Genomic DNA, 22,784 nt, shown 5'->3' with positions numbered 1-22,784 from the left:
GGAAATGCAGCGTGACGCCGACTCCTCCCCCGAACTTCGAATCCCCAATCCCGCTCCGAAGGAGCAGACATGTTCGCCTACTTCCTCGACCTCGCGCTGCGCAGCCTGAAGCGCAACAAGATACTCACCGTGCTGATGGTGATCGCCATCGCCGTCGGCATCGGCGCCAGCATGACCACGCTGACGGTGATGCATCTGCTTTCCGGCGATCCACTGCCGGACAAGAGCGGCAAGTTGTTCTACGCGCAAGTGGATGCTGTCCCAGACACTAGCTACAGCCACACCGAACCGCAGGACATGCTGGACTACCAGTCAGCGATGGATCTGTGGGGTGCGCATCGCGCAGACCGGCAGGCGCTGATCGTGGACAGCCAGTTGAAAGTGCATGCACCTGGCGTGGATCTGCCACCTCTGATGGAGATGATGCTATCGACTACGGCGGATTTCTTCCCGATGTTCGAGGTCCCGTTTCGGTACGGCAACGGCTGGAGCGCGGACGACGACGCGAAGCACGCGCGCGTGGCGGTGATCTCGGCCAACCTCAACGACAAGTTGTTCGGCGGTGCCAACAGCGTGGGCCGCACACTGCGCCTCAAGGACACCGATGTGCGCATCGTCGGCGTGCTGAAACCGTGGCGGCCATCGCCGCAGTTCTACACGGTGGCCGGTGGCCGTTTCTCGCACGGCAACACCGCGGACTATTACGCCAAGCCGGAGGACGTGTTCGTGCCGTTCACCAGCGGCCTCGAAATCAACGACGGCAACTTTCATCAGTTCAACTGCTGGCACATCCCCGACAAGCCCGGCCATCTGGTAAACGCGCCGTGCGTCTGGATCGGTCTGTGGGTGGAACTGGGCAGTGCGGCGAAGGTGGCCGGCTACCGTGATTTCCTGGCCGGTTATGCCGCGCAGCAGAAGGCGCTGGGGCGCTTCATCCATGCCGACAACACGCGCTTGCGCAGCCTGATGCAGTGGCTGGACTTCAACGGCGTGGTACCCGGCGACGTGCGCCTGCAGACCTGGCTGGCATTCGCCTTCCTTGCGATCTGCCTGTTCAACACGGTGGGTCTGCTGCTGGCGAAGTTCCTGCGCCGGGGTGGCGAGATCGGCGTGCGCCGCGCGCTCGGCGCCAGCCGTGCGACGGTGTTCGCGCAATGTCTGGTCGAGGCGGGGCTGATCGGCTTGCTAGGCGGCATCGGTGGTTGGCTGCTGACGCTGGCTGGCCTGTGGCTGGTGCGGAGACAACCCGCGGCGTACGCGGACCTGGTGCATCTGGACGCCCCGATGTTCCTGATCACCTTCGCGCTGGCGATCGCGGTGAGCCTGCTTGCCGGCGCGCTGCCCGCCCTGCGCGCGAGCCGCATCGCGCCTGCGCTGCAACTGAAGACGTTGTGAGGATGCCGGTCATGCAGATACGCCCCATCCTTTCCGCGTTGCGCAAACATCGCCTCGCCACCTTGCTGATTGCGCTGGAGATCGCGCTGGCTTGCGCGGTGCTGTGCAACGCCTGTTTCTTGATCGCCAACCGGCTCGGCATGATGAAGATCCACAGCGGCGTGAACGAATCCTCGCTGGCCGTGATTTACCTCACCGGTTACGACAGCAGCGCGGATATCGATGTCAACGCACGCATGCTTGCCGGCCTGCGTGCGATCCATGGCATGCAATCGGTCAGCGTGATCAACACGGTGCCGTTCGGCCAGCAGGCCGGTACAGTGGGCATCACCACGGATGCGGCCGGCCAGCACTATGGCGCCGTGGTGGACATATACAACGGCGGCCCCGGCAGCACGCAGGCGCTTGGCCTGCAGCTGGTGGCCGGGCAATGGCCGCGGGCCGACGATTACCAGGCGCTGCAAGGCGACTTCCCGACGGATGCGCGCGTGCTGATTACCCGCTCGTTGGCCGAACACCTATGGCCTGGCGCCGACCCGCTGGGCAAGGAGTTCTGGTGCGACAAGCTCCACTTCCGCGTGATCGGCGTGGTCGAGCATCTGGCGCGAGCCCGTCCTGCGAGTCGTGGCGCGAGTGCAGCGGAGTGGTCGGTGTTTGCACCGGCGCAGCCAGGCAGGTTCCTTTCCGGCACGTACCTGTTGCGTGCCGATCCGAAGGACCTGCCGCGCGTGCTGCACGACGCGAAGGCGGTGGTCGCGAAGATCGCCCCGGACGTGGTGCTCGACCACGAGAACAGCCAGACCCTGGGCGATCTGCGCAGCACGTACTTTCAGACCGACCGCGCGATGGCCGGCGTGTTGGTGGGCGTGATCGTGGCGTTGCTCGGCGTCACCGCGCTCGGCATCGTCGGCCTCGCCAGTTTCTGGGTGCAGCAGCGCCGTCGGCAGATCGGCATCCGTCGCGCGATCGGCGCCACTCGCGCCGACATCCTGCATTACTTCCAGACCGAAAACTTCCTGATCGTCAGCTTCGGCATCGCGCTGGGCATGGTGCTGGCCTACGCGCTGAACCTGGTGCTGATGACGCATTACGAATTGCCGCGCCTGCCGTTGTACTACCTGCCGATCGGCGCGCTGGCGCTGTGGGCGCTGGGCCAGCTCGCGGTGCTCGGCCCGGCGCTGCGCGCGGCAGCAGTACCGCCGGTAGTGGCGACGCGGTCGGCGTGAGAATTGTGCTGTCCAGTACCTGAAATCGAGTTTCATGCCAGTCACAATGCATGTTCGTGAGCCCATGTACACCCCGGAGAACTAGCCTGATGAAGACCTTGCCGCTGCTTGTCTGTGCGAGCCTGTTGGGCTCGGTGACCGTGATTTCATCAACCGTGGCCTCACCTGCCCAGGCCGCACCGGCGGCGCAGGTTGCGCAGGCGGGCGTGGCGACCCGGGTGAAGGCGCTCAACGCGCTGTTGGCCGAGCAGTGGCAGCACATGCTGCAGAACAGTCCGGAGTTCGCGACGATCCTCGGCGACCTGCGTTACAACGACCGCTGGAGCGACCTCTCGCTGGCGCATGCGGCGGCCGAGAACAAGGCGACCGCGGATTTCCTGAAGCGCTTCGAGGCGATCGATACGAGCGGGTTCTCCGATACCGACAGGCTCAACCAGCAGCTGATGGTGCGCCGCCTGAAGGACAGGCTGAAAGCCTACGACCTGAAGCTGCACGAGATGCCGCTGGAGCAGATGAGCGGTATCCACCTGGAGCTGGCAGGTTTCGTCAGCTCGATCCCGTTCAACAACACGAAGGAATACGAGGATTATCTCGCGCGCCTGAAGGCGGTGCCGAAAGGCTTCGATCAGGTGATCGATGTGGCGCGGCAGGGCATGCGCGACAAGATGATGCCGCCGAGATACCTGCTGGAGAAAGTCGTCACGCAGATCGCCAGCATCGAGAAGCCGGCCGGCATGGACAGCGTGTTCGCCGAACCGCTGAAGCATTTCCCGGCATCGGTGTCGGCGGCCGACCAGAAGCGCCTGCATGACGCGATCCTTGCGGCGATCGACCAGGACGTGCGTCCGGCCTATCGCAAGCTGGGCGAATTCGTGGCCAAGGATTACGCGCCGCACGGGCGCAGCCAGCCGGGTATCTGGGATTTGCCGAACGGCGACGCGATCTATCGCTACGACGTGGAGCAGATGACCACCACCAAGGAGTCGCCGGAGAAGATCCACGAACTTGGCCTGGCCGAGGTCAAGCGTATCGAGGGCGAGATGACGAAGATCGCCAAGTCGCAGGGCTTCGCCGACCTGGCCAGCTTCCGTGCCTCGCTGAAGACCAACCCGAAGACGCACGCGACCTCGCGCGAGGACATCCTCAAACGCTACCGCGGCTATCTGGCGCAGATGCAGCCGGAGCTGCCCAAGCTGTTCGGCCTGCTGCCGAAGACCAAGGTGGTGGTGGTGCCGGTGGAGGCGTTCCGCGAGAAGGAAGCGCCGACGGCCGAATACCACCAGGGCACGCCGGACGGCTCGCGGCCGGGGCAGATTTTCGTCAACACCGGCGATTTCGCGAATCGCAGCGTGCTGTCGATCGAGTCGACCGCCTATCACGAAGGCGTGCCGGGGCATCACCTGCAGATCTCGATTGCGCAGACCCTGCCGGCGCTGCCGCCGTTCCGCCAGCAGGCCGGCTACACCGCCTATATCGAGGGCTGGGCGCTGTATTCGGAGCAGTTGGGCAAGGACATCGGCTTCTACCAGGACCCGCTGTCCGACTACGGCCGCCTGTCCGACGAGTTGTTGCGCGCCGATCGTCTGGTGCTCGACACCGGGGTGCATTACAAACACTGGACGCGCCAGCAGATGGTGGATTTCTTCCACGCGCATTCCAGCGAGGACGAACCGGACGTGCAGGCCGAGACCGATCGCTACGTCACCTGGCCGGGCCAGGCGCTGGCCTACAAAATGGGCGAGCTGAAAATTCTCGAACTGCGCACGCGCGCGAAGCGGGAGCTGGGCAGCCGGTTCGATATCCGTGCGTTCCATGACGAGATCCTCGACGGCGGCGCGCTGCCGCTGGACGTGCTGGAAGCGCGCACCGACGCATGGATCGCCGCGGTGAAGGCGGGCAGGGCACCGGCGCACCCGGTGGCGGGGTAAGTCGTCAGGCTGGTCGAATCGTCAGCCGCTCCCACGGAAATCGGCAATCATGCGAGGCGCCGGTGCTTCCGGGTTTGAATAGTCCGCAAGTCATGGCAACCTTTCAGGTCAGAGCGGCATCCATGACCGCATGTGCAGAAGAAAGATGCGAACCGTCCTGATCATCGACGACAACCCGGCCGTGGGCGAGGCGCTGTCGCTGGCGCTGTCGCTCAACGAGATCCGCCCGCTCGCCGCGCTGACGCCCGACGAGGGGCTGGCGCTGCTGCAGCGCGAGGCGGTGGACGTGGTGATCCAGGACATGAACTTCACCGCCGATACCACTTCGGGCGAGGAGGGCGTGGCGCTGTTCCGGGCGATCCGCGAGCGCCATCCGGACTTGCCGGTCATCCTGCTGACCGCGTGGACGCACCTGGAGACCGCGGTGGAGCTGGTCAAGGCCGGTGCCGCCGACTACCTGGCCAAGCCGTGGGACGACAACAAGCTGCTGGCCACGGTGGAGAACCTGCTGGAGTTGTCCGAATCGACCCGCGAGGTCAGCCGCAGCCGGCGCGAACGCCGCCAGCGGCGCGAGCAGTTGCAGCGCAAGTACGACCTCGACGGCCTGGTGTTCGCCTCCGAGGCGATGGCGCGCACGCTGGACCTGGCCTGCCAGATCGCCCGCTCCGACGTGCCCGTGCTGATTACCGGGCCGAACGGCACTGGCAAGGAACGCATTGCGGCGATCGTGCACGCGAACTCGGCGGTGAAGCGCGGCCCATTCGTGGCGGTGAATTGCGGCGCGCTGCCGGGCGAACTGATCGAGGCCGAGCTGTTCGGCGCCGAGGCCGGCGCATACACCGGCGCGAACAAGGCGCGCGAGGGCCGCTTCGAGCTGGCCGATGGCGGCACGCTGTTCCTGGACGAGATCGGCAACCTGCCGCTGCCCGGCCAGATGAAGCTGCTGCGCGTGCTGGAGACCGGCCAGTTCGAGCGGCTCGGCTCCGGCCGCACGCGCCATGCCAAGGTGCGCGTGCTGTCGGCGACGAATGCCGACCTCAAGGCGATGATCCAGGCCGGCACGTTCCGCGAGGACCTGTACTACCGGCTCAACGTGATCGAGGTGAACCTGCCGCCGCTGGCCGAGCGCAACGACGACATCCTGCCGCTGGCCGAATTCTTCCTGGACGGCCGTGCCGAACTCGGCGACGCCGCGCGCGAAGCCTTGCTGGGCTACCCGTGGCCGGGCAACGTGCGCGAGCTGAAGAACGCGATCGAGCGCGCCTCGCTGCTGGCCGGCGGCCACCCGATCACCCCCGAACTGCTGAACCTGCCGCAGCACGCGGCGACTGCACTGGCGGCGCGCAATCTCGACGAACCCAGCCGCGAGGCGGTGGAGAGCGCCTTGCACCGGGCCGACGGCGTGGTCAGCCGCGCCGCGCAGAGCCTGGGCCTGTCGCGCCAGGCGCTGTACCGGCGGATGGAGCGCTACGGCCTGGCGACCACGGCTTGATGGCCGCGATGCTTGCCCCCGACCGCAAGGCGTAGAAAGATGGCTGCCCGCGTCCAGCAGGAGAGGCATCGTGCGCTATCGCCGGATCATGCCTGTTTCGGCCCGGCCGGGCGGCCCGCCGCCGGGCCGCGCGATGGCTCCGGTCGGCGCCGGGTGTTGCTGAGCCGGCCCTCCCCCGTCGAGGAGAACGACCGATGTGGCGTCGCCTGAATTCGCTGCAGGGGCGCCTGACCCTCCTGCTGGCCGTGGCCGGCGTGGCCGGCGCGCTGGTCTATGCCGGCGTCACCCAGTGGCCGCTGCCGCAGTTGCTGCTGTGGCTGCGCAAGGACCTGGCGCTGTCGATACGCGCGCCGATGCAGCTGGGCATCTACGGCGGCCTGCTGGCCAGCGTGGTCGTGCTGTTGCCGCTGGCGTTCTGGCTGGCCGGACGGGTGATGGCGCCGGTGAGCCGGCTGCTGCGCGCGCTGGAGGGCGCGGTGGCCAGCTATCGCGATGGCGATTTCAGCTTCTCGATTGCGGTCGACCGGCGCGACGAGCTGGGCGAGCTGATCCGCATGCACAACGCGCTGGGCCAGACCTTGCGCGAGCAGCGCCAGCACCTGGTGCAGCGCGAGCTGCTGCTCGACACGGTGGTGCAGAACACCCCGGTGGCGCTGGTGCTGACCGACGCGATCGGCCGGGTGGCCTACGCGAACATCGCCTCGCGGCATTTGTTCAACGAAGGGCGCAGCCTGGTCGGGCTGGACTTTGCCGAGCTGCTGGCCGAAGCGCCCGAGGCGCTGCGCAAGGCGGTGGAGAGCGGCGAGGATGCGCTGCTCAGCGTGGAGATGGACGGCAGCGAGGAAACCTTCCACCTGTCGCAGCGCGCGTTCCGCCTGCAGGGCCGGCCGCATCGGCTGCACCTGTTCCGGCGCATGACGCGCGAGCTGTCGCGGCAGGAGGTGGCGACCTGGAAGCGGGTGATCCGGGTGATCAGCCACGAGCTCAACAACTCGCTGGCGCCGATCACCTCGCTGGCGCATTCCGGCGCCGAGCTGGCCCGCCGCGGGCAGGTGGATCGGCTGCCCGGCGTGTTCGCCACCATCGGCGAGCGCGCGCTGCACCTGCACCGCTTCATCGCCGGCTACGCCAGCTTCGCCAAGCTGCCCACGCCGCAGCCGGTGGACATCGAGTGGAAACCGTTCCTCGACGGGCTGGCGCTGCATTGCCGGTACCGCCTGGCGGCGCCGGCGCCGCAGCGGCCGGGACATTTCGACGCGGCGCAGATCGAGCAGGTGTTGATCAACCTGATCAAGAACGCGCACGAATCGGGCGGCCCGGACGACGAGGTCACGCTGTCGATCCAGGATGTCGGCAACGAGCTGCGCATCGAGGTGGCCGATCGCGGCCCCGGCATGAGCGAGACGGTGCTGGCGCAGGCGTTGCTGCCGTTCTATTCGACCAAGCGCTCCGGTACCGGCCTGGGCCTGGCGCTGGCGCGCGAGATCACCGAGGCGCACGGCGGCCGCGTGCTGCTGGCCAACCGCGAGGGCGGCGGCCTGCGGGTGAGCCTGCGCCTGCCGCAAACGGCGGCGCGATAACGGCCGGAGCGGCGCGGCCTCGCCTATACTCAAGCCTTCTTCACATGGAATGAGGTGGGCAATGGGACAGCTGCTTGCGTTGGTCGTCGTGGCCGTCGTGGTCATCGGCGTGGTCAAGCTGGTGCGCATCGTGCCGCAGGGCTTCGAGTGGACGGTGGAGACGTTCGGCAAGTACACCCGCACGCTTACCCCGGGCCTGCATTTCCTGGTCCCGATCTACCAGGCGGTCGGACGCAAGATGAACATGATGGAGCAGGTGCTGGACGTGCCCTCGCAGGACGTCATCACCAAGGACAATGCGGTGGTGCGCGTGGACGGCGTGGTGTTCTACCAGGTGCTGGACGCGGCCAAGGCGGCCTATGAGGTGGCCCAGCTCGAGCAGGCCACGCTGGCGCTGATCATGACCAACATCCGTACCGTGCTCGGCTCGCTGGACCTGGACGAGAGCCTGAGCCAGCGCGACGCGATCAACGCCAAGCTGCTGCGAGTGGTGGACGAGGCCACGCATCCGTGGGGCGTCAAGGTCAACCGCATCGAGATCAAGGACATCTCGCCGCCGCGCGACCTGGTCGATGCGATGGCGCGGCAGATGAAGGCCGAGCGCGAGAAGCGCGCCAACATCCTCGACGCCGAGGGCTTCCGCCAGGCGGCGATCCTCAAGGCCGAGGGCGAGAAGCAGTCGGTGATCCTCGCCGCCGAAGGCGAGAAGGAAGCCGCGTTCCGCGCCGCCGAAGCCCGCGAACGTTCGGCCGAGGCCGAGGCGAAGGCGACCACGATGGTGTCCGAGTCGATCGCCAACGGCAACGTCAACGCGCTGAACTACTTCGTCGCCAACAACTACGTCGAGGCGCTGAAGGCGATGGCCGCCTCGCCGAACCAGAAGATGCTGCTGCTGCCGATCGAGGCCACCGGCGTGATCGGCGCACTGGCCGGCATCGGCGAGCTGGCGAAGGAATCGCTCGGCCAGCAGCAAGCCGCCATCAAGATGCCATCGCCGCGCTGATGTCGTGCGCCCTTCTCCCGCTTGCGGGAGAGGGGCGGGGGAGAGGGTACGATGTCGACGGAGAGGGCATCGGTGGGAGAGAGGGCATGGACAACCTCGCAAACGCCAAGGCCATGCGCAGTGGCCAGACACCCGCGGAGCAGCGCCCGTGGTACCACCTGCGTGCCCATCGCTTCCTGGGCCTGAAATTCAAACGGCAGAAACCCATGGGGCCGTACATCGTCGATTTCATTTGCGTTGAACGGCACTTGGTCGTCCAAGTCGATGGCGGCCAACATTGCGAGCAAGTCGCCTATGATCGCCAACGTGATCAGTGGCTGGCAGCGCAAGGACTGCTCGTGCTGCGTTTCTGGAACCACGATGTATTGAATCGCACGGAGAGTGTGCTGGAGCAGATTCGTCTGATCGTCGAAGCGCCCTCTCCCCCAGCCCCTCTCCCATGAATCGGAGAGGGGAGTCGTCCGCCTGCCTGTCGTCATCTTTCACGGAAATCCGTCATGTTCGAGTCGATTGCAATGCATTACCTGTGGTGGATCCTGGCCTTGCTGCTGATCGCCGGGGAGTTGCTGCTGCCCGGCTATTTCCTGCTGTGGATCGGCCTGGCGGCCGCCGCGATGGGCGTGGTGCTGTGGGTCGATCCCGCGCTGGGCGTGCTGGCGCAGGCGCTGTTGTTCGGCCTGCTCGCGTTCGCTTCCTGCGTGGGTTACGCGCGCTGGCTGCGGCCACGGCTGGAGCGGCGCGCGTCCGGCGACGAGCGCCTGAACCGGCGCGCCGAGCAGATGATCGGGCAGCGCTACGAGCTGGTCGAGCCGATCGTCAACGGCCGCGGCAAGGCCCGCGTGGGTGATGGCCAATGGCTGGTCAGCGGGCCGGACCTGCCGCGGGGCGCCACGGTGGAGGTGGTCGCCGTCGCTGGCACCACGCTGCAGGTGCGCGCCGCGGCATGAGCGCCGGCGACGCCATCGGCCGGCAGCAGTTCGCCACCACGGCGCTGACCACGCGCATCGCCTTCGTGCTGGAACTGGCGCGAAGGCTGCACCAGTACGGCACCTCCGCGCCGCGCCTGGAGATGGCGATCGCCGGCGTGGCGCAGCGGCTGGGGCTGTCCGCCGACGTGTGGTCCAGCCCTACCGCGATCATCATCTCCTTCGCCGACCTGGCCCAGGGCGAGGAGGGCGTGGCGCAGACCACCCAGGTGATGCGGCTGGCGCCGGGCGAGGTGAACCTGGAGCGGCTGTGCCAGGCCGACGACATCGCCGACCGCACGATCGCCGGCGAACTGGGCCTGCGCGAGGGTTTCCACCTTCTGCGCGAACTGGGCCGGCCCGACACGCGGCGCGAGAAGATCGGCGCGATCGCCAGCTACGGCCTGTCCGCGGCCAGCATCGCGGCCTTGTTCCTGCACAGCTCCTGGGTGGACCTGCTGGTCGCCGGCGTGATCGGCATGATCATCGGCGGCATCACCCTACTGGCGGCCAGCCGGCCGCAGCTGGCCGCGGCCAGCGACGCGATCAGCGCGCTGGTGGCCACCACGGTGGCGATCATGGTGAGCGCGTTCGTGGTGCCGCTGGCGATCAGGTCGGTAGTGCTGGCCAGCCTGATCATCCTGGTGCCGGGCATGTCGCTGACCACCGCGGTGCGCGAGATTTCCAGCCAGCACCTGGTGTCCGGCATGGCTCGCATGGCCGGCGCGATGTCGACCCTGCTCAAGCTCACCTTCGGCACGATTGCCGCGACCCAGCTGTGCGCGGCGGTGGGCATCACCGCACGCGACTTCGCGCTGCCGGCGTTGCCCGCCTGGACCGACTACCCGGCCCTGCTGGTCGCCGCGATCGCGTTCGCGATCCTGTTCCGTGCGGCCCGCCGCGACTGGCCGGTGGTGATCGTGGCGGTGGCGGTGGGCTACCTCGCCACGCGCTGGGGCGGTGCGATCGCCGGCTCGCTGCCCGCCGCGCCGGTGGGCGTCTTCCTCGGCGGGCTGCTGCTGGCCGCGCTGGCGAATGTCTTCGCGCGCTTCGTGCACCGGCCGGGCGCGGTGGTCCGCGAACCGGGCATCCTGCTGCTGGTGCCGGGCAGTGTCGGCTTCCGCAGCGTGTCGTTCCTGCTCGAACGGGATACCACGCTGAGCATGGACACCGGCCTGCTGCTGATCACCCTGCTGGTGTCGCTGGTGGCGGGGCTGATGTTCGGCGATCTGCTGGTTTCGCCGCGCCGCTCCCTGTAAAGCAAAAGCAGCCGGAGACATATTCTTCCTGTCGCCTTGTCCATCGAGACGACGAGCCGGCTCGGCACGGTTGCCCCTCCCCTGCAAGGCAGCGGAAGGAATCGTGCCCGCCCGCTCTGGCGAATGCGGCGTTGCCTTGTAACCAACAAAAAACGCCGGCACGAGGCCGGCGTTTTCATTGAATCAGCGGAAAAGGCGACGATCAGACCGCCAGGTCCTTTTCCTTCTTGCCGGCCTTCAGCGCGTCATTGAACCAGTGCGGACGCTTGCCGCGGCCGGACCAGGTCTGCGCGGGATTGGCCGGATTGCGGTACTTCGGCGCGACCGTCCCGGTGCTGCGCTTGGCCTTGGCGCGCGCGCTGCCGAAGATATCCTCGAAGGCATAACCCTCGGCCTTGATCAGGGCGTGCACTTTCTCGCGCAGCTTGGCGACTTTTTCCTTGCGCAATTCATTCTGGCGGATCTGGGCCTTGCTGATGAGCTCGTTGAGCTGGTTGTGATTGAGGTTCTTGATATCGACGGCCATGATGGACTCCGGGTAAGTATCGGCAATTAAATGCGGCCATTATGCAGGCCGGTGCCGGACGAGCAAAAAACTTGCAGTGCCGGCGATTCTCGCTGATTTGCAGAATATTTGTAAAGCGGAACGCACCGTGTGAAATACGTTTCACATTAAGGGTGATTAATAATGTGACGGGCTTTTGAATCGGTCGGCGGCGGGCCACGCCGTGCCGAATATGAAAACGGCCGCACTGGGCGGCCGTTTTCGTTAATCGCCCGTGGCGCCGGTTCAGCCGAGCAGGGCGAACAGCTCGTCCTGGCTGAGCGGTCGGTTTTCGCTTTCCTCGCGGGCGCGATATTCCAGCGTGCCGGCGGCCAGCCCGCGCTCGCTGACCACCACGCGATGCGGTATGCCGATCAGTTCCATGTCGGCGAACATGCTGCCCGCGCGCAGGCCGCGGTCGTCCAGCACGGCCTCGACGCCGCGCTGGAGCAGCGCCTGGTAGAGCGCTTCGCCGGCCGCGCCGACGGCGGGCGAATTCTTCGGGTTGATCACGCAGACCGCTACGCGCCAGGGCGCCATCGCTTCCGGCCAGAGGATGCCGGCCTCGTCGTGGCGCTGCTCGATCGCGGCGGCGACGATGCGGCTGACGCCGATGCCGTAGCAGCCCATGGTCATCACCTGCGGCGTGCCGGTTTCGTCCACCACGGTGGCGCCTAGCGCCTCGGCGTACTTGGTGCCCAGCTGGAACACGTGGCCGACCTCGATGCCGCGGGCGATATGCAGCGTGCCCTTGCCGTCGGGCGAGAGGTCGCCCTCGACCACGTTGCGCAGGTCGGCGACGCGGGTGATGCGGGCATCGCGTTCCCAGTTGGCGCCGGTGCAGTGCGTGCGGTCGGCATTGCCGCCGCAGACGAAGTCGGCGAGCGCGGCGGCGTCGCGGTCGACGATCACCGGGATCGACGCCGACAGGCCGACCGGGCCGATGAAGCCGGGGCGGGTGCCGGTGGCGGCGAGGATCTCCTCCTCGCTGGCTAGCACCGACTCGCCCGGCAGTTCGGCCAGCTTGCCGGCTTTCACCTCGTTGACCTCGTGGTCGCCGCGCAGGCACAGCGCCACCAGGCCGTCGCGGCCGCGCACCAGCAGGGTCTTCACGCATTGCCGCGGGCTGACCTTGAGGAAGCCGGCGATGTCGCCGATGGTCTTCTGGGTGGGCGTGTCGACCCGCTGCAGGGCGGCGGCCGGAGCGGGGCGTTCCGTGGCCGGCGCCAGCGCCTCGGCCTTTTCGAGATTCGCGGCGTAGTCGGAGCCGTCGGAAAACGCGATGGCGTCCTCGCCGGAATCGGCCAGCACCTGGAATTCGTGGCTGGCATTGCCGCCGATCGCGCCGGTGTCGGCCTGCACCGCGCGGAAGGTCAATCCCAGGCGGGTGAAAATGCGCACATAAGCCTGGTACATCGCCGCGTAGGTTTCGGCCAGCGAATCCTGGCTCAGGTGGAATGAATACGCATCCTTCATCAGGAATTCGCGCGCGCGCATCACACCGAAACGCGGGCGAATCTCGTCGCGGAACTTGGTCTGGATCTGGTAGAAGTTGACCGGCAGCTGCTTGTAGCTTTTCAGCTCGTTGCGGGCAAAGTCGGTAACCACTTCCTCGTGGGTCGGGCCATAGCAGAATTCCTGGCCCTTGCGGTCCTTGATTTTCAGCAATTGGCCACCGAATTTTTCCCAGCGACCGGTTTCTTCCCACAATTCCTTCGGCTGCACCGAAGGCATCAGCATTTCGATCGCGCCGGCGCGGTCCATTTCCTCGCGCACAATGTTTTCCACCTTGCGCAGCACGCGCAGGCCCAGCGGGCTCCAGGTGTACAGGCCGGAGGCGAGCTTGCGGATCATGCCGGCACGCAGCATCAGCCGGTGGCTGGCGATTTCGGCGTCGGCGGGGACTTCCTTGACGGTGGCCAGGTGGAATTGGCTGAGGCGCATGCGAGCGGTTCCGGCGTGATGAAGACGCTTATTGTAGCGGCCCGCCGTCGCCGGACGGACATCGCCGGCAGTGGCCGGCTGCCGCCGGCGCCATGGTGCGGGGCATGCGCGATCAGTTCCTGCAGTACTGGTCGTACTGCGCCTGGGTCGAGGCGGTCTGCTGCTTGCGCTGGTCGGCGTCCAGGGCCACGGATTTGCCGTCCTGCTGCATCACCACGGGTCCACCGCCCTGCAGCGCGGCGAGGTTGGTTTTCAGCGACGCGCACAGCTTGCCGCGGTTTTCCGGCGTATCGGCCACCGGCTTGGCCGGGCCGGCCTGGGTTTCTTGGTGATCCGTGGGCTGGCTGCTTGCAGGGGGCGCCGGCGGCTCCACGGTGCCGGTGGTGGTCACCCGGGTGAACTTTGTGCCTTGCGCCGGCGGGGTTTCCGAGTAGTGCACGGTGCCGCCGGCGTCCGTCCATTTGTAGACCTGGGCGGTGGCCAGCGGGGCCAGCAGCAACAGTGCCAGGACGATCAGCAAGCGGTGCATGGCGTTCTCCATTTCGCGGGAAAATTCTGGCTACCTTGTTAACACTCCGCCGACCCGGACTCAAGCGGTCGATGGTTTACACTGCGCGCATCCTGTCACGGTCCTGATTCATGAGCGAAACCACGCCCGTTCGCCCGCCCCGGCACCGGGGTATCTACCTGTTGCCGAACCTGTTCACCACGGGAGCGATGTTCGCCGGTTTCTTCGCGATCATCGCCGGCATCGGCGGACGCTACACCGAGGCCGCGGTGGCGGTGTTCATTGCCGCGTTGCTGGACGGCATGGACGGGCGGGTGGCGCGGATGACCGGCACCCAGAGCGAATTCGGCGTGCAGTACGACTCGCTGTCGGACCTGGTCAGCTTCGGGCTGGCGCCGTCGCTGGTGATGTACACCTGGTCGCTGTCGACGCTGCGCGAGTTCGGCCCGTTGTGGGGCAAGCTGGGCTGGGCGGCGGCCTTCATCTACGCCGCCTGCGCCGCCTTGCGGCTGGCGCGCTTCAACACCCAGGTCGGCGTGGCCGACAAGCGCTATTTCCAGGGGCTGGCCAGCCCGGCGGCTGCGGCGGTGTGCATGTCGTTCGTGTGGAGCGTGGAGAAGTTCGGCTTGACCGGCGCCGACTTCTGCTTCGTCACGCCGGGGCTCACCATCGTGGTCGGCCTGCTGATGGTCAGCCGCTTCCGCTATTTCAGCTTCAAGTCGCTGCCGATGGGCGACCGCCAGCGGGTGCCGTTCGTGTGGATGGTGGCCGCGGTGCTGCTGCTGGCGCTGCTGATCCTGGACACGCCGCGGGTGCTGTTCGTCGGTTTCACGGTCTACCTGCTGTCTGGCCCGGTGTGGACGATCTGGGGCCTGGCCACGCACCGGCGCCGCGCGCGGCGCAGCGCGACATGAGCATGTTGCAAGCCGGCGCCACCCACCGTGCCCGCGTGCTGCGCGCGTTGGGCGTGACGCCGTGGGTGCGGCGCGCACCACCGCCGGCGGTTGTCCCCGCGCGTGACGAGCCGGTCGCGGCGGCGGGGAGCGTCGCCTGCGTGGTGGTGCTGCCGCAGGGTTGCGGCACACGCGAACTCGACCTGGTCGGCCGCGCCCTCGGCGCATGCGGCGCCGCCCTGGCGCGCGCCGCGCGGGTCACGGTGAGCGGCGGGCGACTCGCCGGTGAGGTGCCGGTGGCGCGCGCCTACCTGGTATTCGGCGAAACGCAGGCGCACGCGCTGGGGCGTGCGCTGCCGGCGGCGGTGATGCGCGATGCGCAGATCGTGCTGGCCGACGAACCGGCCCTGGTGCTGGCTCGCGCCGAGGCCAAGCGGCGGCTGTGGAATGCGCTGCGCAGCCTGCGTCGCGCGCTGGCCGCGGCGGGGAAGTGAGCCGTGGTCGCGGTGATCAAACCGGTGATCCAGGTGCGCGCCATGCGCATGGAGGACCTGGATACGGTCGGTGCGATGGAGAAGGCCTCCTACGAGTTTCCGTGGTCGCCGGGCATCTTCGGCGATTGCGTGAAGGCCGGGCATCCGTGCTGGGTGCTGTGCGTGGACGGGGTGGTCGCCGGCTACGGCATCCTGTCGACGGGTGCCGGCGAGGCGCACGTGTTGAACCTCTGCGTCGGGCCCGACTGGCGCGGCCGCGGCCTGGGCCGGCATCTGCTGGGTCGGCTGCTGGACATCGCGCGCTGGAACGGCGCCGAGCGGATCTTCCTGGAGGTGCGCCCGTCGAACCCGTTGGCGAAGGCGCTGTACGAATCGGCGGGGTTCCGCGAGATCGGCCGCCGGCCGCGTTACTACCCGGCGCGCAACGGTCGCGAGGATGCGATCGTCATGGCGCTGGAGCCGCCGGCCACCTGACGTATGCGCGGGGCCGGAGCGCAATCGGGCCATTCGCACGGATGAGGCTCCCGGCGGTGCTAGCATGCCGCCTTCGTTTACGCGAAGGGTTCTGGCCAGTGCAAGGGCAGTTTTCGACCGATTGGTTCCACCACAACATTCCGTATTGGGAGCAGTGGCTGGCTTCGCTGCGCGGCAAATCCGGCCTGCGTGCCCTGGAGATCGGCAGCTTCGAGGGGCGTTCGACCCTCTGGCTGTGCGAGAACATTCTGACCGCCGCGGACAGCTCGATCGACTGCCTGGACTTCTTTCAGGTTGATCCGGTCTATGGCGACTACCACGCGCGCTTCCGCGCCAACACGGCGGCTTGGGGCGAGCGGATCCGGGAGTTCCCGGGACCGAGTTTCGACTCGCTGCGGCGCGTCGAAGGCCCCTACGACATCATCTACATCGACGGCTGGCATTCCGCTTTCGGCGCGCTGGCCGATGGCGTCATGGCGTGGCCCTTGCTGAAAGTTGGCGGGGTGATGATCTTCGACGACTACCTGTGGGTGCCGCCGAAGCTGGGATCCCCGCCGCGTCCCGGCTGGTTGACGCGCAAGTGGCTGCGCTGGTCGGGCCGCCGGTGGTGGACCGAAGGGCTGAAGAAGCAGATCGAAAGCGTGAAGACCGAAACGCCCAAGCTCGGCGTGGACGGGCTGCTGGCCACGCTCGACGGTTATTACGAATTGCTGGGCACCAGCAACCAGTTGGCCGTGCGCAAGACGCGCGATTTCTCGCCGGGGCAGGTCGGCCACGATACCTGAGGCGTTGGAGCGGCGGCCGGAGGCAATCGTCGCGACTGCCCGGGCGTCTTGTCCAGGGGCGACGAAGAGATCGTCCATCGCCTATTTGCAGTTCTTCAGCCCAGCTTTTGCGCCTGCTCGCGCAGCGCGCCCAGCGTGGCATTCCAGTCGGCGATGCGCTGGCGCTCCTGCGCCACCACCTCGGCGGGCGCGTTGGCGACGAAGCTGGCGTTGCCGAGCTTGCCCTCGCACTTCCTGATCTCGGCCTCGATGCGGGTGATTTCCCTGGCCAGGCGCGCCTTCTCTGCGCCGAGGTCGATCAGCCCGGCAAGCGGGATCAGCACGCGCAGCGCGCCGACCACGGCGGCGGCCGCGGCGGGCTCCGCGGCTCCGGCTTCGATCCACCGCGGTGCCTCGGTGCGGGCGAGGAAGGCGATCTGCGAGGCAAACTTCGCCACGCGGGCACGATCGCCGGCATCGCCGTCGGCAAGCAGCAGCGGGATCGTCTTGGCGGGCTGGATGTTCATTTCCGAGCGGATCCGGCGGATGCCGGAGAGCACGTTCTTGAACCATTCGATTTCGGCCGTGGCTGCGATGTCGGCAGTGATTTCCCCCGAGTGTGGCCACGGTCGCTGCATCAGGCTGTCTTCGGTCAGGCCAAGCTTCGGTGCCACCGACTGCCAGATTTCCTCGGTGATGAACGGAATCACCGGATGCAGCGCGCGCAGCACGCTTTCCAGCACCACCAGCAAGGTGTGACGGGTCGAGGTGGCCGCCGCGGCGTCGTCGCCGTTCAAGGCTGGCCCTTCGACCTTGCTCAGGGCAGGCTTGGCCAGTTCGAGGAACCAGTCGCAGTACTCGTTCCAGACGAATTCGTACAACGCCTGTGCCAGTTGATCGAAGCGGTAAGTGCCGAAATGCTGCTCGACGTAATCTAAAGTGTGTTTGAGGCGCGTGAGGATCCAGCGCTCGGCCTCGGTGGCCGGGGTGCTCGCCGGCGCGGTGATCTCGCCCTCGGGCAGGTTCATCAACACGAACCGCGCCGCGTTCCACAGCTTGTTGCAGAACGCCTTGTAGCCTTCGGCGCGCTTGATGTCGAAGTTGATCGTGCGGCTGTAGCTGGCCAGCGCGGCGAAGGTGAAGCGCAGCGCGTCCGTGCCGATCGCCGGGATGCCGTCGGGGTAGTCCTTGCGGATGCGCTTCTCGACCTTGGCGCGCACCTGCGGGATCAGCAGTGACCGGGTGGATTTTTCCACCAGCGGTTCCAAGGCGATGCCGTCGATCAGGTCCAGCGGGTCCAGCGTGTTGCCCTTGGACTTGGACATCTTCTGGCCTTCCGCATCGCGCACGATGGCGTTGATGTAGACCTCGCGGAACGGGATCTGGCCGGTGAAGTACTTGGTCGCCATCACCATCCGGGCGACCCAGAAGAAGATGATGTCGAAGCCGGTGACCAGCACCGCGCTGGGCAGGAAAATCTTGTCCTGCTCCCAGTTCGCGACGACCTCGCCACGCTCGTTCCTCACCGGACCGTCGGCCGGCCAGCCCAGCGTGGAGAACGGCCACAGCGCGGAGCTGAACCAGGTGTCCAGCACGTCGTCGTCCTGGCGCAGCGTGCCGACCGGTGCGGCGGTGGCGCTGGCGCGCGCATCGGCCTCGTCCTCGCCCACGTAGATGTTGCCGGCCTCGTCGTACCACGCCGGAATGCGGTGGCCCCACCACAGCTGGCGGCTGATGCACCAGTCCTGGATATTGTCCAGCCACTGCGTGTAGGTGGTGCTCCAGTTCTCCGGCACGAACTTGATCTCGCCCGAACGCACCGCATCCAGGGCCGGCTCGGTGATCGCCTTGCGGCCGCCCGGACGGCCATCGGCCTGCACGTCGGAGGTGAGGTCGACGAACCACTGGTCGGTCAGCATCGGTTCGATCACCGCGTCCGAACGCTGGCTCACCGGCACCTGCAGCTTGTGCGGCCTGGTTTCGACCAGCAGGCCAAGTGCGTCGAGGTCGGCCAACACGGCCTTGCGCGCGTCGTAGCGGTCGAGGCCGCGGTATTCCGGTGGCGCGTTGTCGTTGACCTTGGCGTCCAGCGTGAAGATGGTTATCGGCGCCAGCTTGTGCCGCTGGCCGATCGCGTAGTCGTTGAAGTCGTGCGCCGGGGTGATCTTCACGCAGCCGGTGCCGAAATCCTTGTCGACGTAGTCGTCGGCGATGATTGGAACAAGCCGGTCGGTGAGCGGCAGCTTCAGCGTCTTGCCGACCAGGTGCGCGTAGCGCTCGTCTTCCGGATGTACCGCCACCGCGACGTCGCCGAGCATCGTCTCTGGGCGGGTGGTGGCCACGACGACGCTCTCGCCGCTGCCCGCGACCGGATAGCGGATCGACCACATATGGCCGTCGCGCTCCACGTTGTTAACTTCCAGGTCCGACACCGCCGTGCCCAGCACCGGATCCCAGTTCACCAGCCGGTTGCCGCGATAGATCAGCCCCGCGCGATACCAGTCGATGAACACCTCGCGCACAGCGGCCGACAGCCCCTCGTCCATGGTGAAACGCTCGCGCGACCAGTCCGCCGCGGCGCCGATGCGGCGCATCTGATTGGTGATGGTGGAGCCGGACTCCTCCTTCCACTGCCACACCCGCTCGACGAACGCGTCGCGGCCCAGGTCGTGCCGAGTCTGCTCCTCGGCTGTGAGCTGGTTCTCCACGATCTTCTGGGTGGCGATGCCGGCGTGGTCGGTGCCGACCTGCCACAGCGTGTTGAAGCCGCGCATGCGGTGGTAGCGCACCAGCATGTCCATCACGGTCTGCTGGAACGCATGCCCCATGTGCAGCGTGCCGGTGACGTTCGGCGGCGGCAGCAGGATGCAATACGGCTCACCCTTGCCCGACGGCTGGAACGCGCCGCTGGCTTCCCAGCGCTCATACCACTTCGACTCGATCTGGGCGGGTTCGAAACTCTTTTCCATCGGGGTAGGCTCGGGTGGCGCGCGCAGGGCGCGCGCTTTGTCATGGGGGAAAGCGGGTCATTGTACGGGGAGGGGGCCGGGCTGCCAAAAACCGCGAATATCGGTCGTTGCCTGGCGGCGCCGGGTGGGGCGCTGGGCCGCTTTGCTCCCTCCCCTGTTTGCAGGGGAGGGCTGGGGAGAGGGGCTCTTGCCCTCAATGCTCGTGCTTGATGCTTTAGCCAGCTGTGATTGCGCAACGCCCGAGCCACGGATTCTCGCCGGCCAGCGGTACCTTAATTTGGTGTATTGACAGATGTATCCAAAAAGATACACTACTACGGTGAACACATTCCATCGCACGGCAGCGTTCGATACTTGGCTTTCGGCGCTCAAGGACGGCATCGGCAAGGCGCGCATTGCGCAGCGCATTCGCGCGGCGGAGTTCGGTCACTTCGGTGATACCAAGCCAGTAGGCGACGGCGTTTCCGAAATGCGAATAAACACCGGCCCCGGATATCGCGTGTACTACATGCGGATCGGCAGCGTGGTCTATCTGTTGCTGGCTGGCGGCAGCAAGACCAGCCAGCGACACGACATCAAGCAAGCGCTGGATATAGCTCGCGCACTGAAGGAGTAACCCCATGAAAACCATCAAAGCCAACCCTGTAGCGTTGAAGGCACTGGGCGTCAAACCCTTCGATGCAGCCGACTATCTCAACAGCGACGAAGCCGTTGCCGAATACCTGACCGCAGCACTGGAAGATCCCGACCCCGACCTGTTCCTCACCGCCATCAAGGACGTCGCCCGGGCCCGCGGCATGGCCCAGCTGGCGCGGGACACGGGGCTTGGCCGCGAAAGCCTGTACAAGGCGCTTTCCGCGGGTGCCAAGCCACGCTACGACACTGTGCTGAAGGTACTCAGTGCGCTAGGTGTGCGCTTGCAGGCTGTTGCAGCGTAGGCAACCGACGCAAGGGCACCATGATTATTCCTAACTGCGATGCTCTGGGATGCCACGATGGAATGCTGCCCTGTCTGTTCTGTAGCTAGAGGTGACGCGCTTTGCGTGTGCGGATACTCCTTTGAAGGTGACATGATCGTCGATTGGGGCAGGTTGAAAGCGCAGCTTGCATCAATACCTAGTAGCTCGTGGCCTACACGGGTCAGACTCGTGCACGCAGCAAATAGCGTCCAGTTAAGCAAAGGTGGATCCGGGAGACAAACAGCGACACAGCTTGGCGTCAGTCCAATGACTATTTCTCGCGCTGTGCGATTGGCAAAGTCTCTCGATTTTATCCGCAATTGGCGCTGTGTCGCAACGAAGATGCAGCTCAGAGAAAACTAACTTCCATAGCTAACGAAATTCCAACTAGCCATCCAAACTTGCCAGATGCTGGTCCTTTTGAGTTGGAAGCAAACTTGCAAAGCTACTTGGCGCAGCATTGGGATGCAACGAGCTTAGGAAAGGAGTGGAAGCTCTATGAAAAGGGGCACGTCGACGCCGGAGAGATTGGGATCATAGATCTTCTTGCACAGCACCGGAATCGGCCGGGTTGGCTCGTGATAGAACTGAAAGTGCGTAAGACGAGCGATCAAGTACTTGGCCAAGTACTGCGTTACATGGGGTGGGTCAGAACGCGACTGGCTGCCAAGAACGACACTATTGAAGGCCTTGTCATTGCTTCATGGCCTGATATTCAGACGCTGTATGGTCTGGAGTGTCTTCCCGACATACGGATGATGTGTTACCGGCGCCTGCCAAACGGACTTGATCTGTACGAGAAAACTTTGCACGAGCATTTGATATAGAGTCTTGACGACGACCAGAGGAGAAAACTCGTTGAACTCATCAAAAACTCGTAGCTGAGGCAAGGGCTTTGTCGGAGAGCTGCGGTGCAAAAGAGAAGGAGTGGCTGCAGAGTTACAGCAGCTCAATCCCAAACCGCCGCACCAGCAGCGCAAACAGCCAGAAACACACCACGGTGATCACCACGCAGGCCAGCAATGTCGGCCAGAAGCCGAGGCGCGGCAGCAGCACAGGAAAGGCCAGGAACATCGGCAGCGTCGGCACGACGTACCAGAACGTGTACCAGGCGTGGTTGGCGATCTTCACTTGCGGCTGGCGCTCGACGTACAGCCAGATCAGCGCCAGCACGGTGACCAGCGGCAGCGCGGCGATCAGGCCGCCGAGGCGATCATTGCGTTTGGCGACCTCGGAGACGAGCACGACGACGGCCGCGGTGATCAGGTACTTGGCGACGAGCCATCTCATCGGCCGACTCCGTTGAAGCCTTGCTCAGCTGCCGCGCAGGATGCACCCGTACGCGTGCACCTCGTCCACCAGCACCTTCAGGTTGTCCGGATCGACTTCCGGCGTGATGCCGTGGCCGAGGTTGAACACGTGGCCGGGGTGGTTGCCGTAGCTGTCGAGCACTGCGCGGGCCTCGCGGCGGATCACTTCCGGGCTGGCGCGCATCACCGCTGGGTCGAGGTTGCCTTGCAGGGCGACCTTGCCGGCGACGGCGCGGCGGGCGTCGGCGAGGTCGATGGTCCAGTCCACGCCGAGCGCGGCGCAGCCCGAGCCGGCCATATCGGCCAGGTGCGCGCCGGCGCCCTTGGAGAACAGGATCACCGGCAGCTCGCGTGCGGTCGCGTCGGCCTTCAGCGCGGCGACGATCTGCGCCATGTAGCGCAGCGAAAATTCTCGGAACGGCGCCGGGCCGAGCAGGCCGCCCCAGGTGTCGAAGATCATCAGCGCCTGCGCGCCGGCGGCGGCCTGGGCGATCAGGTAGGTGGCGACGGACTGCGCCAGCGTGTCGAGCAATTGGTGGGCGAGTTTCGGTTCGTTCCAGCACATCGCCTTCAGCGTGGCGAAATCGCGCGAGCCGGCGCCCTCGACCATGTAGCAGGCCAGCGTCCACGGGCTGCCGGAGAAGCCGATCAGCGGCACGCGGCCGCGCAGTTCCCGGCGGATCAGGCGCACCGCGTCCATCACGTAGCGCAGCTCGCCGTCCATGTCGGGTACGGCGAGTTTCGCGACGTCGGCGGCATTGCGCACCGGGTGGGCGAACTGCGGGCCTTCGCCGTGGGCGAACGACAGGCCCAGGCCCATCGCGTCGGGAATGGTGAGGATGTCGGAGAACAGGATCGCGGCATCCAGCTCGAAGCGCTCGAGCGGCTGCAGGGTCACCTCGCAGGCGTACTCGGGGTTCTGCGCCAGCCCCATGAAGCTGCCGGCACGCTCGCGGGTGGCGCGGTACTCCGGCAGATAGCGGCCGGCCTGGCGCATCACCCAGATCGGCGTGGTGTCGGTGGGTTCGCGGCGCAGCGCGCGCAGGAAGCGGTCGTTCTTCAACGCATCGGTCATTT

Annotated in this window: 22 protein-coding genes; 16 read left to right on the top strand and 6 right to left on the bottom strand. The window is 66.3% G+C overall.

Annotated elements, in window-relative coordinates; genetic code table 11:
- Positions 1-69 precede the first annotated feature (69 nt).
- The 9 genes from RHOFW104R8_RS08575 to RHOFW104R8_RS08535 all read left to right on the top strand — a co-directional run bounded on the left by RHOFW104R8_RS08575 (position 70) and on the right by RHOFW104R8_RS08535 (position 10,848).
- On the top strand, positions 70-1,395 hold the full coding sequence (locus RHOFW104R8_RS08575) for an ABC transporter permease (protein WP_068093217.1): 1,326 nt from the start codon (positions 70-72) through the stop codon (positions 1,393-1,395).
- Positions 1,396-1,406: 11 nt separating this feature from the next.
- Positions 1,407-2,621 carry an ABC transporter permease gene (locus RHOFW104R8_RS08570; protein ID WP_068093481.1) on the top strand — a complete coding sequence of 405 codons (1,215 nt, stop codon included), beginning with the start codon at positions 1,407-1,409 and terminating at the stop codon, positions 2,619-2,621.
- 89 nt (positions 2,622-2,710) lie between these two features.
- On the top strand, positions 2,711-4,549 hold the full coding sequence (locus RHOFW104R8_RS08565) for a DUF885 family protein (protein ID WP_068093220.1): 1,839 nt from the start codon (positions 2,711-2,713) through the stop codon (positions 4,547-4,549).
- A 145-nt stretch (positions 4,550-4,694) separates the two neighbouring features.
- The gene (locus RHOFW104R8_RS08560; protein WP_068093222.1) at positions 4,695-6,041 is read left to right on the top strand and encodes a sigma-54 dependent transcriptional regulator; all 1,347 of its coding nucleotides are present in this window, start codon (positions 4,695-4,697) and stop codon (positions 6,039-6,041) included.
- Positions 6,042-6,235: 194 nt separating this feature from the next.
- Positions 6,236-7,621, top strand: coding sequence for a PAS domain-containing sensor histidine kinase (locus tag RHOFW104R8_RS08555; RefSeq protein ID WP_068093223.1), 1,386 nt, complete (start codon positions 6,236-6,238; stop codon positions 7,619-7,621).
- 61 nt (positions 7,622-7,682) lie between these two features.
- Positions 7,683-8,624 (top strand): SPFH domain-containing protein, encoded by a 942-nt coding sequence (locus tag RHOFW104R8_RS08550; RefSeq protein WP_068093225.1) that lies wholly within the window; start codon positions 7,683-7,685, stop codon positions 8,622-8,624.
- An 86-nt stretch (positions 8,625-8,710) separates the two neighbouring features.
- Positions 8,711-9,067, top strand: a complete 357-nt coding sequence (locus RHOFW104R8_RS08545) for an endonuclease domain-containing protein (RefSeq protein ID WP_068093484.1) — start codon at positions 8,711-8,713, stop codon at positions 9,065-9,067.
- Positions 9,068-9,121: 54 nt separating this feature from the next.
- Positions 9,122-9,571 carry an NfeD family protein gene (locus tag RHOFW104R8_RS08540; RefSeq protein ID WP_068093229.1) on the top strand — a complete coding sequence of 150 codons (450 nt, stop codon included), beginning with the start codon at positions 9,122-9,124 and terminating at the stop codon, positions 9,569-9,571.
- Complete coding sequence (locus RHOFW104R8_RS08535) at positions 9,568-10,848, top strand: threonine/serine exporter ThrE family protein (RefSeq protein ID WP_068093231.1); 1,281 nt, start codon at positions 9,568-9,570, stop codon at positions 10,846-10,848. The genes RHOFW104R8_RS08540 and RHOFW104R8_RS08535 overlap by 4 nt, the downstream gene beginning before the upstream one ends.
- Positions 10,849-11,050: 202 nt before the next feature.
- Here RHOFW104R8_RS08535 and RHOFW104R8_RS08530 read toward each other — a convergent pair whose 3' ends face one another.
- From RHOFW104R8_RS08530 to RHOFW104R8_RS08520, 3 genes are all read right to left on the bottom strand, one after another.
- Positions 11,051-11,374, bottom strand: coding sequence for an H-NS family nucleoid-associated regulatory protein (locus RHOFW104R8_RS08530; protein WP_068093233.1), 324 nt, complete (start codon positions 11,372-11,374; stop codon positions 11,051-11,053).
- Positions 11,375-11,638: 264 nt separating this feature from the next.
- Complete coding sequence (locus RHOFW104R8_RS08525) at positions 11,639-13,336, bottom strand: proline--tRNA ligase (protein WP_068093236.1); 1,698 nt, start codon at positions 13,334-13,336, stop codon at positions 11,639-11,641.
- A 112-nt stretch (positions 13,337-13,448) separates the two neighbouring features.
- Positions 13,449-13,865: a DUF4124 domain-containing protein gene (locus RHOFW104R8_RS08520; protein WP_068093487.1), complete on the bottom strand. Its 417-nt coding sequence runs from the start codon at positions 13,863-13,865 to the stop codon at positions 13,449-13,451.
- A gap of 110 nt (positions 13,866-13,975) precedes the next feature.
- On the opposite strand from RHOFW104R8_RS08520, the gene RHOFW104R8_RS08515 reads away from it, so the two are divergent.
- From RHOFW104R8_RS08515 to RHOFW104R8_RS08500, 4 genes are read left to right on the top strand one after another with little or no spacing between them, the layout of a single operon-like run.
- Positions 13,976-14,758: a phosphatidylcholine/phosphatidylserine synthase gene (locus tag RHOFW104R8_RS08515; protein ID WP_068093239.1), complete on the top strand. Its 783-nt coding sequence runs from the start codon at positions 13,976-13,978 to the stop codon at positions 14,756-14,758.
- On the top strand, positions 14,755-15,231 hold the full coding sequence (locus tag RHOFW104R8_RS08510; protein ID WP_068093490.1) for a hypothetical protein: 477 nt from the start codon (positions 14,755-14,757) through the stop codon (positions 15,229-15,231). Before RHOFW104R8_RS08515 ends, RHOFW104R8_RS08510 begins: the two co-directional genes overlap by 4 nt.
- Positions 15,232-15,234: 3 nt before the next feature.
- Complete coding sequence (gene rimI, locus RHOFW104R8_RS08505; protein WP_068093241.1) at positions 15,235-15,705, top strand: ribosomal protein S18-alanine N-acetyltransferase; 471 nt, start codon at positions 15,235-15,237, stop codon at positions 15,703-15,705.
- A 56-nt stretch (positions 15,706-15,761) separates the two neighbouring features.
- On the top strand, positions 15,762-16,490 hold the full coding sequence (locus RHOFW104R8_RS08500) for a class I SAM-dependent methyltransferase (protein WP_235604206.1): 729 nt from the start codon (positions 15,762-15,764) through the stop codon (positions 16,488-16,490).
- Between the two features lie 95 nt (positions 16,491-16,585).
- Here the strand turns inward: RHOFW104R8_RS08500 and RHOFW104R8_RS08495 are convergent, their stop codons facing one another.
- The gene (locus tag RHOFW104R8_RS08495) at positions 16,586-19,438 is read right to left on the bottom strand and encodes a valine--tRNA ligase (protein WP_068093248.1); all 2,853 of its coding nucleotides are present in this window, start codon (positions 19,436-19,438) and stop codon (positions 16,586-16,588) included.
- Positions 19,439-19,757: 319 nt separating this feature from the next.
- On the opposite strand from RHOFW104R8_RS08495, the gene RHOFW104R8_RS08490 reads away from it, so the two are divergent.
- The 3 genes from RHOFW104R8_RS08490 (at position 19,758) to RHOFW104R8_RS17345 (ending at position 21,224) form a co-directional block, all read left to right on the top strand.
- Complete coding sequence (locus RHOFW104R8_RS08490) at positions 19,758-20,054, top strand: type II toxin-antitoxin system RelE/ParE family toxin (protein WP_068093253.1); 297 nt, start codon at positions 19,758-19,760, stop codon at positions 20,052-20,054.
- Positions 20,055-20,058: 4 nt separating this feature from the next.
- A complete protein-coding gene (locus RHOFW104R8_RS08485; protein WP_068093256.1) occupies positions 20,059-20,376 on the top strand; it encodes an addiction module antidote protein in 318 nt (105 codons plus the stop codon).
- Positions 20,377-20,834: 458 nt separating this feature from the next.
- Positions 20,835-21,224 (top strand): endonuclease NucS domain-containing protein, encoded by a 390-nt coding sequence (locus RHOFW104R8_RS17345; protein ID WP_161487729.1) that lies wholly within the window; start codon positions 20,835-20,837, stop codon positions 21,222-21,224.
- Between the two features lie 112 nt (positions 21,225-21,336).
- Here RHOFW104R8_RS17345 and RHOFW104R8_RS08480 read toward each other — a convergent pair whose 3' ends face one another.
- Together RHOFW104R8_RS08480 and hemE are read right to left on the bottom strand one after the other, a co-directional pair.
- A complete protein-coding gene (locus tag RHOFW104R8_RS08480; protein ID WP_068093258.1) occupies positions 21,337-21,687 on the bottom strand; it encodes a DUF3147 family protein in 351 nt (116 codons plus the stop codon).
- Between the two features lie 24 nt (positions 21,688-21,711).
- Positions 21,712-22,782 (bottom strand): uroporphyrinogen decarboxylase, encoded by a 1,071-nt coding sequence (gene hemE / locus RHOFW104R8_RS08475; RefSeq protein WP_068093262.1) that lies wholly within the window; start codon positions 22,780-22,782, stop codon positions 21,712-21,714.
- Positions 22,783-22,784: the final 2 nt, after the last annotated feature.

The organism is Rhodanobacter sp. FW104-R8 (genome assembly GCF_001617365.1).
Lineage (GTDB): Bacteria > Pseudomonadota > Gammaproteobacteria > Xanthomonadales > Rhodanobacteraceae > Rhodanobacter.
Note: the sequence above shows the minus strand (reverse complement) of the source record. Positions and strands in the feature narration are given on the sequence as shown.

Excerpts from the sequence above, each read along its gene's own strand:
- RHOFW104R8_RS08575 (WP_068093217.1), top strand. The coding sequence starts at position 70 with ATGTTCGCCTACTTCCTCGACCTCGCGCTGCGCAGCCTGAAGCGCAAC.
- RHOFW104R8_RS08570 (WP_068093481.1), top strand. The coding sequence starts at position 1,407 with ATGCAGATACGCCCCATCCTTTCCGCGTTGCGCAAACATCGCCTCGCC.
- RHOFW104R8_RS08565 (WP_068093220.1), top strand. The coding sequence starts at position 2,711 with ATGAAGACCTTGCCGCTGCTTGTCTGTGCGAGCCTGTTGGGCTCGGTG.
- RHOFW104R8_RS08560 (WP_068093222.1), top strand. The coding sequence starts at position 4,695 with ATGCGAACCGTCCTGATCATCGACGACAACCCGGCCGTGGGCGAGGCG.
- RHOFW104R8_RS08555 (WP_068093223.1), top strand. The coding sequence starts at position 6,236 with ATGTGGCGTCGCCTGAATTCGCTGCAGGGGCGCCTGACCCTCCTGCTG.
- RHOFW104R8_RS08550 (WP_068093225.1), top strand. The coding sequence starts at position 7,683 with ATGGGACAGCTGCTTGCGTTGGTCGTCGTGGCCGTCGTGGTCATCGGC.
- RHOFW104R8_RS08545 (WP_068093484.1), top strand. The coding sequence starts at position 8,711 with ATGGACAACCTCGCAAACGCCAAGGCCATGCGCAGTGGCCAGACACCC.
- RHOFW104R8_RS08540 (WP_068093229.1), top strand. The coding sequence starts at position 9,122 with ATGTTCGAGTCGATTGCAATGCATTACCTGTGGTGGATCCTGGCCTTG.
- RHOFW104R8_RS08535 (WP_068093231.1), top strand. The coding sequence starts at position 9,568 with ATGAGCGCCGGCGACGCCATCGGCCGGCAGCAGTTCGCCACCACGGCG.
- RHOFW104R8_RS08530 (WP_068093233.1), bottom strand. The coding sequence starts at position 11,374 with ATGGCCGTCGATATCAAGAACCTCAATCACAACCAGCTCAACGAGCTC.
- RHOFW104R8_RS08525 (WP_068093236.1), bottom strand. The coding sequence starts at position 13,336 with ATGCGCCTCAGCCAATTCCACCTGGCCACCGTCAAGGAAGTCCCCGCC.
- RHOFW104R8_RS08520 (WP_068093487.1), bottom strand. The coding sequence starts at position 13,865 with ATGCACCGCTTGCTGATCGTCCTGGCACTGTTGCTGCTGGCCCCGCTG.
- RHOFW104R8_RS08515 (WP_068093239.1), top strand. The coding sequence starts at position 13,976 with ATGAGCGAAACCACGCCCGTTCGCCCGCCCCGGCACCGGGGTATCTAC.
- RHOFW104R8_RS08510 (WP_068093490.1), top strand. The coding sequence starts at position 14,755 with ATGAGCATGTTGCAAGCCGGCGCCACCCACCGTGCCCGCGTGCTGCGC.
- RHOFW104R8_RS08495 (WP_068093248.1), bottom strand. The coding sequence starts at position 19,438 with ATGGAAAAGAGTTTCGAACCCGCCCAGATCGAGTCGAAGTGGTATGAG.
- RHOFW104R8_RS08485 (WP_068093256.1), top strand. The coding sequence starts at position 20,059 with ATGAAAACCATCAAAGCCAACCCTGTAGCGTTGAAGGCACTGGGCGTC.
- RHOFW104R8_RS08480 (WP_068093258.1), bottom strand. The coding sequence starts at position 21,687 with ATGAGATGGCTCGTCGCCAAGTACCTGATCACCGCGGCCGTCGTCGTG.
- hemE (WP_068093262.1), bottom strand. The coding sequence starts at position 22,782 with ATGACCGATGCGTTGAAGAACGACCGCTTCCTGCGCGCGCTGCGCCGC.